Below are 13,390 nucleotides of genomic sequence, written 5' to 3'. Positions count from 1 at the left end.
GTTAATAAGGGGATTTTACTTCGTAAGGATTTAAACCATTAAACTTAAAGGCAAGGAAATCCGATCGGTTGTCGGCACCTCTTTTTGATAAGATGAGGGTCTGTGTTTTTTCGTCAATATGGGAATAGTCTACCCTAAGGTTGTTAAAAGAGGAAGCGGGTTCATATTGTTTTGTAGCGGGATTGTAAAGCCAAAAAAGATCCTGGTCTTTGCCGTTTAAATGGGCGCCACTGTCTTTTCGCAGGCGCAGGTCAAACCAGCCGTCAAAATTAAGGTCTTCCAGAAAGAGATTTGCTACAAGAGGCCGGGCTATAAACCCATCGAGTACCTGAATTTGTGTCTTCGCCTCGTCTAGTACTTCTATCTTGCTGACATATAAATCGTGGTCTATTTCAACCGTAAACAAACGAAAGTTTAACCTGGGGTTCGGCTGATAGTTAATAGGCACAAACTTTACGGGTTCTTCACCTGAACCATCTTTATTCGTAATGATCCACGAGCCGGCTACCGAACCGCTATCGGTATTTAGGGTTCCTTTAAAATGGTAAAGCGGTTCGTAGGTGCTCTCGGGATTATAGCCCTTAAAGAAAAGATTTTTCCCTTTCTGAAAGCCATCAAAATTGGCGTAGTGTTCGGGTTCTCCGTCTTTGGCCGGTATAAGGTAATTGCCCCTGATGTTATAGATGGCGGTTGCTATATTTAAAAATGTGCCATCGGCAGTTTGAAGATGCCTCATGACCTCGGGGCGTACCGGTATAAATTTGCCGCTGTCGGCAAAGGCCTGTTTGGTTAGCTGAATCAGCTTCTGGTCAGCCAATTCATCTTGCCCAGGTTCCGTTAAAACAGTATCGACAACGACGGTCCCATCGGTTAAACCAGTAGTATCCGTGGCTTTTTTGCTGGAATCATTGCCATTGCAGGCACTTAAAAAAACAAGGATGTACAATAAGTAGCTAATCTTCATGGTTTCTGTTTGGTAAGCACAATAAAATCGCGGTCTAAGGTATCAACCTTGTAGCTGCTGTTGAGTTCGGGTACTTTAGCCGTAAAACGGACAACATTGCCCATGGTTTTGAAACGGCCTTTCACTTCAATGGTATCATTGAGTTTGGCACTGCTTTGATGTTGAGCGGTATACTGTACGGTTTTGGTGCAGGTAAAGGCATTATCGCCACATGGTTTCCATAGGTATTCCTTACGTACAAGACTGTCTGTTTTGTTAGAAGGTGCATAATAATAGGGATAACTGTTGCGCTGGTATTGCTGATGGATACCGTTTTTGTGAAAATCTAAAGCCATGTTTTGTTGCTTGGGCGACACTAGAAACAATGTATCGTTGGTTGGGTTAATGGCAAATTGCCATTGCTGCTGCATCAGTTTTTCGAGCTTAAGGTCCTCATTGGTTTTGCGCAGGTAAATGGTGTCGAGTTTAACCGTTGTGCCTTTTGCACTCGCACCACCAAAAGAACTAAAGCTGCTGAGCATCCGGGTTACATAGCCAGCTTTGGAAACCCTGACTTCAAAGTGGGAAGGTGGCGCTTCCATCTGAAAGATTTCGGTCAGGAAAAATGCCCTATACCTGAGTTCGGCTACTTTGAACCTGCCTTGGGAATCGGTAAAAATTCCGGAGTCGATCTGGCAGTTGACTAGTGGCTGTCCATCATAATCTACAACCGTACCCGTTAATCCCGGACTCCGCATGCGCGAAATACAGGACGAGAATAGGAGCAGCATTAAAAAATAAGGCAGTTTGTTTTTCATCGTTTGTTGGCTGTAAATGCTTGCACAAATGTCGAACCAGTTTTTGGTAGCTAGAAAATAATCCTATCTTCAAGTATCAATTGATTTAACCCGAACCAGCAATGATGAAGAAAATATTTATAGTTTGTTTGCTCTGTACCATTGGTATTGGCGCATTTGCGCAAAGCAAAGCCGATAGGCAAACCATTTTAGACCTGCTCGAAAAACAACGTGGCGATTGGAACAAAGGAGATATCGAAGCTTTTATGCAAGGTTATTGGAAAAGCGACAGCTTGCTTTTTGTGGGCAAAAGCGGACCAACTTACGGCTGGCAAAAAACGTTAGATAACTACAAAAAAGGCTATCCCAATAAAGCCGCAATGGGTTTGCTCACCTTTGGTATTAAAAAAGTAGATTTTTTAGCGAAAGACAAGGCCTTTGTATTGGGCAGTTGGCACGTAAAACAGGAGAAGGATGAACTTAAAGGTTACTTTACCTTGTTGTTGCGCAAAATTGATGGCCAATGGAAAGTAGTGGTAGACCATAGTTCCTAGTTTAAATATAGCCTGTCGAAATGAAAAACAAACCGAATAGACAGATGAAAAACTTAAAAAGTGCATTGTGCTTGTGTTTTGGTTTATTGTTGCTTGGGGCCTGCAATTACAAATCGGGCGCTGATAAAGAATACAAAAAGTACGTAAAGGACGGCTTAAGCATTAGCTTGCCAAAGTATTGGAAAGTAACCAAAGACAAGGCAGTTGAAGGTGTTGCCAATGGTAGGCTGATTTCTGCCAGCAATGAAGAACCTTTGAGCAAGGAAACCTATCTGGTTATTACAAAGGTGGAAAAAACGGATAGTCTAACCCAGATAATGGATACCTACATTAACAACTTGAGGGCTAGCCATAACAAGCGGAAAATAGAGTTTGGCCTGCTTGATAAGGTAACTAAAATTAAAATAGATACAATTACTGCATTAAGGGTCGAATTTGAAACCCGGATCGTCAATACGCGCAATTCGGGCAGCATTACTGTTTTTAATACCCAAAATCATACTTGTGCATTTGTTTTTAACGGCTCCGTAAAGGATAAAAAGGAGAATGCGAAGGTTTTGGATTCGGCATTAAAATCATTTAAGCTAGATTAAAGTTAGCCGGATTTAAGGCTCGTTTAAAATATTTTTATAGCAAAAGGTGGGTGTAGACGTCTACTTCTAGGGATGCCACTGACGGGTGTCCACACCCATCAGAATGTTCAAACAAATGAATCTAGAGGCGCTTAACTAAAGTGCTTTCTGAACTTTTAAAACTCATCCAGCTTGAAATTTTTGTAATAAAAGTCCTTATCTGCATCGGTAATCTCACGGATGACTTTGCAGGGATTGCCGGCGGCGAATACATTGTCTGGAATGGCTTTGGTAACCACGCTACCCGAACCGATTACCGTGTTGCTACCGATGGTAACACCTGGATTGATCACCACATTGCCCCCAATCCAAACATTATCGCCAATGCTTATCGGCTGTGCCCACTCAAATTCCTGGTTCCTTAAATGCGGATGTATCGGATGCCCTGCAGTATAAATGGCTACATTGGGCGCAATAAACACATTGCTGCCGATGCTTACCTTGGCGCAGTCTAAAATAACCAGGTTGAAATTCGCATAAAAATTATCACCAATCTCAATGTTGTAGCCATAATCGCACCTGAATGGTGGTTCTACATAAAACATCTTTTCGGTTTTGCCGAAGAGCCTTTTCAGCAATTCTTTGCGCTGCTTGATGAATTTTGGCGCCAGGCTGTTAAACTCAAAAACAATTTCCCTTGCCTTTAATCTTTCTTTGGATAATTCGGCATCGCCGGCTTGATAGGCTTTGCCACTCAGCATTTTTTGTTTTTCGGTAAGAGGAGTTTGTTCCATGGATTTATTCTGGTTTGAAATGTGGTTAAATTTAATGAAGCTTACTAGGTACGATCTGTTTTAGAACAGCGAAAACGCTACTTTATTGCCATCCCAATCCACTACTTCGATATTATTGAGTTGTGGATCATTCAAACCAATCAGGTAGGCCCTAATCTCTTCGAGAGAAGCAGATTCGTGAATACAAAGGCCCCATAAACTATCAAATGTGCAAGTGAACAATTGTTGCTTTATTTTTCGTTCTATCTCCGCCTTGTCTAACGTTGCCTTATAAATTTGAGTATTTTCTTCCAGTTGGGAAGTATCGCCATAAAGAACGTTAATATGTCGTTGTAAAATAGAAGCAATCTCGCCTAAATATTCGTCATGAAGCTGATCACGGACATTGGTAAAATTAAATGGATTGAAATTGGCATTGTATGCCGCAATAGTCTGATTGTTGAGGTCGAGCATTATGATGCCATAATTGTTCAGGCTGGCAGAGAAAGGAGTGGTTATCGATTCGAACGAAATATCAATCTCAACGTGTTTATTGGTACTGACAAAATGAAAATCACTCCGGGGGTTGTGAGTAGGCCGTTTTTGAGAAAAATCAGAAAACCCATGCTCCTTTAAAAAGGAGAAATGATTTTCGAACAGCGTTCTCATGTATAGATTCAAATCAAAGTCGGCCATGCGTGCTTTAAATGAAAAACGGGACTTCATTGCTGAGCGTCCCGTTTTGGTATTTTATATTTGGTTGTTATGGTCTGTTTTTGGCCAAAGCCCTTTCGGCAACTTTAACTGCTTTTTTCTCTCTCCAGTTGGCATATTTTTCTTTAAATGCCATTTTGATCAAGCTATCTACAGCACCGTGTCTAAACAAGCTCCAAACGCTGGCTACTTTTCTGCTGATCGACTGATCCCAAGCCCTTAAGCTTAAAGAGAACGAACCGTCTACATATTTCATCCAGTGCCACATTCCGGTAGGCATAAACAAGGTATCGCCATGCTCTAAAAATATTTCATAGCCTTCTACACCATTTAATGCAGGGAATTTTTCGAAATCGGGATTGTCTACTTTGTAATCTTCTAATGCATAGGTTGCATTTGGCAAGCAATATAAACGATCTTTCCATTTGTAGTCGAACAAGATGATGTGCTTACGGCCACCAAAATGGGTATGGAAGATATGTGGCAAATCGATGTCGTAGTGCAGGAAGGTTACCGAATTGGAGCCGCCAAAAAACATGGCCGGCATGCTCTCGATAAAGCCACCCATCAAATCTTTCGGAATTTTAATGTCGTTGATCAGGCTCGGAACTTTTTTGAAGAGGTTAAAGAAGAAAATCCTTAATTCCGTTGGTTCGCGCTTGATCAAATCCAGATAATCGCCAAATTTCATATGTGCAGTTGCCGCATTGATCGGTTTTGACGGATCTGCCTTCGAGTTGTCATAGAGGGGCACCTCTAGTTCTCCGGCAATTTCCTTTAAATATTCTGTTGTCCACTTTTCGCGGGCAGGCCAGTCTTTAGTTAATCCTTTGATTACCAATGGGCGTCTTGCATCAAGATAATTTTTCTTGAAATCTTCTCTGCTAATGTTTTCAACGGTATCAACCGGTTTTAAGATAAAGCTCATAGTGTGGCAATATTAGTCGTACGGGAGCAAGGATCTGTTCTTCCTCCAAACACAAAAATGTAAATTAAAATTTGAAAAGTATATGCTTTGTACATAAAATGTTAACACTATGATAATACAATGATTTTTGCAAAAGCCCATCAAACAAAAAAGCGCCACGAAAAATCGCGACGCTCTGGTTTTGGCATTAAGCTTTGCTTAGTTAGGCATTAAAACAGTATCAATTACATGGATTACCCCATTTTTTTGAAATACGTCTTTAATCGTCACTTTGGCTGTCCCTCCTTTTTCGTCCTTAAGCATCAGGTTTTTGCCTTCCATCCATGCCCATAGCTTGCCACCTTGTACGGTAGTTAACTCGGCTTTGCCACCGCCAGCTTTAATGGCTGCCGCAATTTCTTTGCTGCCCATTTTGCCAGCAACTACGTGGTAGGTTAAAATTTTGGTCAATGTAGCTTTGTTCTCTGGTTTAACCAATGTGCCAACGGTACCTGCAGGCAATTTGTCAAATGCTTCATTGGTTGGTGCAAATACCGTAAACGGTCCTGCGCTTTTTAAGGTTTCTACCAAGCCGGCAGCCTTAACCGCAGCTACCAAAGTTGTGTGGTCTTTAGAGTTAACCGCATTGTCCACAATATCTTTGGTTGGGTACATAGCTGCACCACCTACCATAGGATTATTTTGGGCTTTGACTTGGGTTGAGCATGCCATAGCTACTACGACAACTGCAAATAGGAATATTCTTTTCATGTTTCTGATTTTGATTTGAAAAGAGATACGCAACACAGGAATATCCGGATTTTTACAAGCAGAAAATATTTTTAAATTAACTGATTATCAGGATATTGAATTTTTAAAGAGGCCTAGGTAACCTTGGCCTTGCGAATAATTTTAGAGAATAGCCTAGGAAAGAAGCGCTTGAGCAATACGCCTTTGGTTTCTTTTCCGCCAATATAAACTTCTTCTTTTTTGTGCTCGATGGCTTTGATGATGGCCTGTGCGCAAACTTCGGGCAACATGCCGTTTTCTTGTGCGCTGTCCATGGTGCCTTGTGCCGAGCCGTTGGCCGTAAGGGCGTTAATGGTTACCTTAGTTTTGATAAAGCCGGGACAGGCCAAGAGTACCTGGATATTGGGATTGTCTATTTCAATGCGAAGGGAGTCGAAATAGCCGTGTAGTGCATGCTTAGACGCTGAATAGGCCGAGCGAAACCTGGTGCCGAACTTGCCTACCAAGCTGCTTACCGCTACAATGCTGCCGTTGCCTCTGGCTAGCATCTGTGGCAAAATTGCTTTGCTAAGGATTACGGTTCCCCAAAAATTAACGGTCATGAGTCTTTGCTCGGTAGCCAAATCTGTTTCCAGTGCCAAACCCCGCTGACTAATCCCACCGCTGTTGATGAGGATATCCACCCTGCCATAAATGCGCAAGGCGTCTGCGGCTTTTGCAGGCAATGAATCAGTATCGGCCAAATCAAGCGATAAAACATGCACATCGATCTGAGCCTTGCAATTTGATTTTACGCGGTACAATTCATCCCGGTTTCGAGATGAGATGATGAGTTTGGCACCCAATGCATTAAAGGCATAAACCAAAGCTTCGCCAATGCCTGAGGAGGCGCCCGTAATCCAAACTATTTTATCCTTCATTTGAGGTCTCTGCTAAGTCTTGTGGCTTGGCGGATTTAGCTGCGGTTGCCTTTTCGTATTTCTCATCATATTCAGGTCTCAAAGTGCCCATCCACCTATCCCAAAATAAGAAATATAAACCATAATTGCCCTTAAAATATTGATGGTGCATGTTGTGCGCCACAGAAGTACTTACCCATTTGCCTACCCAGGTTTTGTGAAAGCGTTTTGGAAAGAGCTCATAGCCCAAATGTCCATATACATTGTACACGAACATAATGAAAAAGAAAACCGCCAAATGGAGCTCATGAACAGGCATGATAAAGATGATGATCACAAAAATGCCTGTTTCTACAACGGCTTCCAAAGGATGAAAGGAATAGGCAGTCCATGGTGTAGGACTGGTAGATTTATGATGCACCAAATGAAAAAGCTTAAAAAGTTTAGGATGGTGCATGATCCGGTGGGTCCAGTAGAAATAAGTATCGTGGATGAGGAACATGAGCGGGAAGGCCAAAAAGAAATAGACCCAGCCATAATCGCTAATGTTTTGGTAAAGTTGCGTATAGGGCCTTACGGCATCATTGGTTAAAAATATGACCGGCAAGGCGCCAAAAATCAAAATGGTAATAACCGAATAGAAAATATCTCGCCTATGGTCAGACATTTTTGGCATTTTGGTCTGAATCCTTCGGCCGCTGAATCGTTCCTTAAATAAGATGTAAAAGATCAGGAAAGCAAGGCCAGCAATAAAGAAATAACGAGTACCTACCTGAAAAGAAAATTTAAAAAGATTTTCCCAAGTCATAAATATTGAAAATAGAGGATGATTACAAAATTACGGAAAATGCTTCAGATTACTACTCTTCGTCGCCTGTAAAAAGCGATGCAGCAATACCATCGGCAAATAGCTTGCCTTCATTGGTCAGCTTGGCTTTTTGAGCTTCTAAAACCACCTGTCCCTTTTCAATAAAAGGTTGTAGTTGCGCAATGGTTTCGCTGGCCAGGTGCGTGCCGAAGTCTTGCGTAATTTTTTGCAAGTCGGTACCCCACATCGTGCGAAGCGAAGTCATGATGTATTCGTTAAAACGATCTGTAGCCGTAAGCTCTTCTACGGTTTCGGCCAGTTGTTTAGTGCCGAGTTGGGCCAGGTATTTGGCATTGTTGGCGATGTTGATGTAACGCGTTTGTCCGTCAAATCCGTGTGCAGATGGCCCGATGCCCAAATAGGGGATGCCTCGCCAATAGTTGGTGTTGTGTACGGCATATTTTCCAGGTAGGCTGTAATTGGAAATTTCGTAATGTTCAAATCCCGCCTTTTGCAATTCTTCGGTCAGCATTAAGAACTGATGGGCACTTTGCTCATCGCTGAGCCTGCTTTGCTTGCCTTTTTGGATGGCATTGGCCAAAGCCGTACGTTCTTCTACAGTTAAAGAGTAAGCCGAAATATGTGGTGTCTGCAATTCGATGGCTTTGTTGATATTGGCCTGCCATTTGGTATCGGTTAGTAGGGGATAGCCATAAATCAAATCGATGCTCAGGTTTTCAAAGCCTGAATCCTGGCTTCTTTTGATGCAGTTTTCGGCTTCTTCGGCATGATGGGCACGGTTCATCCACAGCAAGTCTTCTTCAAAAAAAGACTGGATGCCAATGCTGAAACGGTTAATGGGCAACTGTCTCAATTCCTTGAGCTTCTGTGCGCTCAGGTCATCCGGATTAGCTTCTAGTGTAATTTCTGCATCGCTTGCTATGGCGAAATTATGGTTTAGCTTATCGAATATTTTTTGGAGCGAGGCCATGGGCAATACCGATGGAGTGCCGCCACCAAAATAAATGCTGCCTATCTGTTCGTTGATCCGGTCTTTTTTAAGGTCGAGTTCTGTACAGATGGCATCGGTCATTTCATCAACCTGCTTTAAAGAAGTAGTAAAATGAAAATCGCAATAGGTACAAGCCTTTTTGCAGAAGGGGATATGGATGTAAATGCCGGCCATTATTTATGATTTATTGTTACCCCTGTGTTACTTGGATCAAATTTGGATCAACAAAAGTAACAAAAAACAAACCTGATTAGGTGATGAGCAAAATCAAATATGTAATCAAGAAACGCGGTCTCGATTAGCATGTATCATAGCGTAAGAAAAAGAAAGCCAGTTAAAGATAGGATTATACAGATCAGGTACGGTATCTACTGGGATCTTACGGCTTTTCAAGCGGCCATAAAAACGAAGAAGAGCAACCGTGAATAAAAAAAGCGCAAATAGATTTGCCTAGGATCATCATAAAAAAACCAGGTTAAAAGCCAGATATCTTTCAAGTGCTTGTTAAAAATAAGTGAATTTTAGTTAGTTGGATGAAACGCTATAACTATTCTTTTATTGTAAAGCGCATTTTCTGAACAAAGTCTGAGCGTATTGAATATGCTTGCATGTATTTAACTGAAAGTTAAATACTTATCTGTTTTAGGTAATTTTTTGGCGAACCTTAGGTATTTTTTTTAAGAGATAATTGCCCTGATCTGCAATAAAAAAAGTAAAATTGTATAGGTAATCACTGGATCAGTACGTTCTTTTTTGTTCATTTTGTTCACGCTTGTTCAGCGATGCCAAACTGTTTAAATTTCTACCCTATTGTTGCCGGCTATGATGAGAATCAATCCTACCCATCGCTTTCCCAAATTCTAAATGAGCGGTTTATTTGCTTCTAACCTCCGTGTGTTAATCACTGATGATCATTTGGTCATTCAGCAAGGCCTTGGCTATATCATCAAGGAATCTTTTCCCCAAACAGCTATTGCCTACTCGGGGTCATTGAATGCTACGCTGGTTTTGCTTGAAAAACAGAAGTTTGATCTCCTGATCCTTGATATCAATATACCTGGTGGAAACGATTTTCACATGGTGGAGAAGATAAAATCCATTCAACAGGACATTAAAATCCTAATTTTCTCTTCCTATGAAGAAACCATTTACGCCCTAAGGTATTTAAAAGCCGGTGTAAACGGTTATTTGGAGAAAAGTGCTTCTGAAGAACAGATCATCAATGCCATTACTAGCATTTGCACGAGAGGAAAATATGTAAGTGACCAGGTGAAGGAGCAATTGCTAGACAGCCTTAATCATGATAACATGCCCGTTAGCCATGGGGTGTTAACTAACCGTGAGATGGAAATTGCCAAATTTGTTGCAGAAGGAAACAGCACCAATGCCATTAGTGCAAAAATGAACCTGCAAGCCTCGACCATTAGTACGCATAAGAAAAATATATTCGAAAAACTCAAGATTTCCAATGTGGCCCAACTCATCGAAATCTTTAGGATGAATCAATATTAAGGCATTTGAGCAAACTGTAAGTCAAAGCGGGTACCCTTAGCTAAGCGTTCTGCTTTAATGTTCACCTTTATTTTTGGCGCCAGTTCTTTAATCATTTTTAACCCAAGGCCGTTAGACACTTCGTTACCTTTCGAAAAGTTAAGCCAATCGGCAATCTCAGGCGGCAAGCCCGAACCTTCATCGGTAATGATAAGGGTAATGCCATTTGCCGTTTTTAAGGTGCTGAAAACCACTTCGCCATTTGCACTAAATTTCACCGCATTATCTAAAAGGTTATGAATAATCACTGATAAAATCAGACCATCGGTAAGAACCAAGGTTCCCTTTTCAACCTCATTCTTAAAGGTAATGTTATGGTATACGCCTGCTTCCGAAAAAATATCCATTTTTCTGGCAACCAGATGATATAAATCGAGCGGGGTAAAATCCAATTGAACATCATTAACGAAGAGCTTGCTGTAATTGAGGAGGTTTTCTGTAAAGTAAAACATGCCTCTGGAAGACAGATAAATCGCTCGTGCTACTTCTTTTAAGTTGGGATTTTGTTCGGGGTTGATGTAAAGCTGCTTGCCGCTGATCATCATGTATTTCAAAGGACTTTTAATGTCGTGCGTAATGGCGGCCAATAGTCTTTTTTGAAAATTAGATTGTGCTTCAAGCTGATTTTGCGAATCTTTTAAACTTTGAATGTTATTGGCCAGTTCCTGTGTCCTGCGGTGCACAAGCTCCTCCAACATTTTATTGCGCTTTAATATTCTGGAAGTTCTTTGCCTAAAAACTAGCATCATGAGCAATAAGATAAAAGCGACAGTAAGCAACTTGAACCACCAGGTTTCGTAAAACCTAGGCAATACCTTAATCACAAAGCTTTTGTAGGTGTAGCTTTGGCCAAAACCAGCGGCCTTTCTAATTAACAATTCATGCGTGCCCGAAGAAAGGGTGGAAAACGTAATGGCCGCATTAGGCTCCAGTGGGATCCAGTTGTTCTCATCCTTCAGTTTATACTCAAACTGCAGGTTATGTCTGTCTCCAAAGTAAGGCGTAGAAATCATGATATTGAGCCTTTCGAAATCAGGGTTGATATTTAACGTGTTCGAAAGCTTTACTTCTTGGTTATCACGAAGAATTTTGTCAATATAAATCGGTTCGTTGGGTAATTCCGTTTGCACCAGGTTAGGATCAAACATAACCGAACCCACTAAGGAAGGAAAAACCAAGTTTCCATCATTTAAGGCCACTCCGCAAGGCTGACAACCGCCATTAAACTCGTTGATGTTGAAGCCATAATCCTGATTAAAGTAGTTATAGTACACCTCATCTTTAGCGCCCCGATGAAAAGCAAGCAAGTCTTTAATAGCTACCTGAAACATGCCCTTATTGGTTGTTATCCAAAAAAAGCCCCGTTGATCTGCCACCAAACAGTGGGAAGAATTGAGATACCTGTTTTTATCCAAAGGCATCTTTTTTAATAGCTCATTCTTATACAGATAAAAGCCATCACCATAAGTACAAATCCATGCCTCATCCTGTCTCACTAAAATATCCCTGATATGGAAATCAGACATTTTAGGGATGGCCGATAATTTCTTTTGTTTTAAATGATACCTGAAAAGCCCTTTATGCGTACCCACCCATAAATAATCGCCCTGCTCTCTTAAAACGCTGACATTTTTTAATTTCAATACCTCCTGCGGGCCCGCTTTAGGGTTTTCCGCCTCAAGAGTATAAATGGCACCCAGTGTACCAATCCACAGTAGCCCATCGTTGCCCATGTACAGGCAAGAGGCACTAGCTGGAAAAGTATATTTTGCTAACTGTTTACGGCCATCCGCTGATAATTTAAAAATGGACGAATCCTTTTGTACCCAAATATGGCTTTGCCCATCTATCGTGATGGAGAAGTTATTGCTATATTGATGAAGCAGAGGCAAACGGGATTCTTTCCCATCCGTTTGGAGCAGGCTGCCATTGGCAAACAATACCGTGTGCTGGTTATAAGGAAAAAGCGCATACTTGATACTTTTGTCAAACTGCTCCTTTGCCATTTTCGAATTAAATACAGAAAGCTGGATCACATAAAGCCCCTGTGTTAAACTACCTAAAAAGAACTTTTTCGATGAATCATTGTAATAAATGGTGATGATGTTTTTCTCCGTAAGATCGAACCCTTTTAACAATCGTTTACTGCTAAGTACCTTCCCGTTGTATTGAAGCTGGTAAACAGATTTGTTGACGTAGACAAATGCCTGATCAGTGGCATTGCTCCAAAATACTTTCAACCTACTTTCCGAAGCGCTTTTCTCCAGGGTCAAGTCGCCAGTGATGGCGACCTGAGTAATGCCTTTTTCATCAATTAAATCGGCGCTGCTATTGGTGTTGATATGGAATAGCTGTTTTTGGGAAACAAAGAAAAGCGAGGTATTACGGTATGGATAGGAGAGTTCCTTTGTCTTTTTTCCTTGGTAATAAACCACTTTGTTTTGCCTGATTTCGCATCGCTCACTCCCAGAAAGCTGAACTTTAAATACGGGGGTATTTTCAAACCTTAGGGGCGATTCTTCCATCAAAGAACCAGAACTATTAGAATGAGGGAAAAGAAATTTAAAGGGCACAAGTTGAGGTGAAGTGTTGCCCTTTTTGATGGGGATAAACTCATGGTATTCGGTCTCCGCATATAAGATTCCTGTTTTTAAATCACGTTTTAAGCTGTTGATCCTGTTAGAGCGATGATGTGTGTTAAAGTTATCATATACTAAAAATTGATGACCATCATATCGGGTTAAACCACCTTCGGTAGCTAGCCATAAATACCCTCTTTCATCAGGGGCAATAGATTTGATACTATTCTGGGGAAGGCCATCGATATCGGAATAGGTTTTTACGCTATAATTCTCCTGGCTTTGAACATAAAACGAAAAGAAAAGAAGAATTAGAAATATAGAGGTTGAACGGCGCATATCCTATTTATCGGCAAGTTATCTGCCTACGAATCTATTGAATTTTCGGCCGCTAACCTATCTTTTGATCCCTTGTTTACCAAGTGTTTTAAAAATATTACTAGTAGGTATAGAATTAATTCTATTTCCGGGCAGAATAGTTTCTAAATACATTTCAAAAACTACAATTTAATTTTGATAGCAGAATCAATC

General features: G+C 41.1%; 13 protein-coding genes. 3 read left to right on the top strand and 10 right to left on the bottom strand.

What is annotated here, in order from left to right; genetic code table 11:
* Position 1: 1 nt before the first annotated feature.
* A complete protein-coding gene (locus tag AC570H_RS15245) occupies positions 2-964 on the bottom strand; it encodes an XAC2610-related protein (protein ID WP_497356308.1) in 963 nt (320 codons plus the stop codon).
* A complete protein-coding gene (locus tag AC570H_RS15240; RefSeq protein WP_497356306.1) occupies positions 961-1,761 on the bottom strand; it encodes a carboxypeptidase-like regulatory domain-containing protein in 801 nt (266 codons plus the stop codon). The genes AC570H_RS15245 and AC570H_RS15240 overlap by 4 nt, the downstream gene beginning before the upstream one ends.
* 101 nt (positions 1,762-1,862) lie before the next feature.
* Here AC570H_RS15240 and AC570H_RS15235 point away from each other — a divergent pair, with 101 nt between their 5' ends.
* Entirely contained in the window at positions 1,863-2,294 is a 432-nt protein-coding gene (locus AC570H_RS15235) for a YybH family protein (RefSeq protein WP_497356304.1), read from the top strand.
* Between the two features lie 44 nt (positions 2,295-2,338).
* Positions 2,339-2,887 (top strand): hypothetical protein, encoded by a 549-nt coding sequence (locus AC570H_RS15230; RefSeq protein WP_497356302.1) that lies wholly within the window; start codon positions 2,339-2,341, stop codon positions 2,885-2,887.
* Positions 2,888-3,042: 155 nt separating this feature from the next.
* Here the strand turns inward: AC570H_RS15230 and AC570H_RS15225 are convergent, their stop codons facing one another.
* The 7 genes from AC570H_RS15225 to hemW form a co-directional block, all read right to left on the bottom strand.
* Positions 3,043-3,660, bottom strand: coding sequence for a sugar O-acetyltransferase (locus AC570H_RS15225; protein ID WP_497356300.1), 618 nt, complete (start codon positions 3,658-3,660; stop codon positions 3,043-3,045).
* Positions 3,661-3,720: 60 nt separating this feature from the next.
* A complete protein-coding gene (locus tag AC570H_RS15220; protein WP_497356298.1) occupies positions 3,721-4,365 on the bottom strand; it encodes a hypothetical protein in 645 nt (214 codons plus the stop codon).
* A 37-nt stretch (positions 4,366-4,402) separates the two neighbouring features.
* On the bottom strand, positions 4,403-5,281 hold the full coding sequence (locus AC570H_RS15215) for a cupin-like domain-containing protein (RefSeq protein WP_497356296.1): 879 nt from the start codon (positions 5,279-5,281) through the stop codon (positions 4,403-4,405).
* Between the two features lie 198 nt (positions 5,282-5,479).
* Positions 5,480-6,031: a fasciclin domain-containing protein gene (locus AC570H_RS15210; protein WP_497356294.1), complete on the bottom strand. Its 552-nt coding sequence runs from the start codon at positions 6,029-6,031 to the stop codon at positions 5,480-5,482.
* Positions 6,032-6,144: 113 nt separating this feature from the next.
* On the bottom strand, positions 6,145-6,930 hold the full coding sequence (locus tag AC570H_RS15205) for an SDR family oxidoreductase (RefSeq protein WP_497356292.1): 786 nt from the start codon (positions 6,928-6,930) through the stop codon (positions 6,145-6,147).
* Positions 6,920-7,717, bottom strand: coding sequence for a sterol desaturase family protein (locus AC570H_RS15200; protein WP_497356290.1), 798 nt, complete (start codon positions 7,715-7,717; stop codon positions 6,920-6,922). The genes AC570H_RS15205 and AC570H_RS15200 overlap by 11 nt, the downstream gene beginning before the upstream one ends.
* 52 nt (positions 7,718-7,769) lie before the next feature.
* Complete coding sequence (gene hemW / locus AC570H_RS15195; protein ID WP_497356288.1) at positions 7,770-8,903, bottom strand: radical SAM family heme chaperone HemW; 1,134 nt, start codon at positions 8,901-8,903, stop codon at positions 7,770-7,772.
* Positions 8,904-9,593: 690 nt separating this feature from the next.
* Between hemW and AC570H_RS15190 the strand changes: the two genes are divergently transcribed.
* The gene (locus AC570H_RS15190; protein ID WP_497356286.1) at positions 9,594-10,241 is read left to right on the top strand and encodes a response regulator; all 648 of its coding nucleotides are present in this window, start codon (positions 9,594-9,596) and stop codon (positions 10,239-10,241) included.
* Here AC570H_RS15190 and AC570H_RS15185 read toward each other — a convergent pair.
* Entirely contained in the window at positions 10,238-13,198 is a 2,961-nt protein-coding gene (locus AC570H_RS15185; protein WP_497356285.1) for a ligand-binding sensor domain-containing protein, read from the bottom strand. The two genes, AC570H_RS15190 and AC570H_RS15185, sit on opposite strands and share 4 nt — an antisense overlap.
* Positions 13,199-13,390 lie beyond the last annotated feature (192 nt).

Source organism: Pedobacter sp. B4419, from assembly GCF_059693725.1.
Note: the sequence above shows the minus strand (reverse complement) of the source record. Positions and strands in the feature narration are given on the sequence as shown.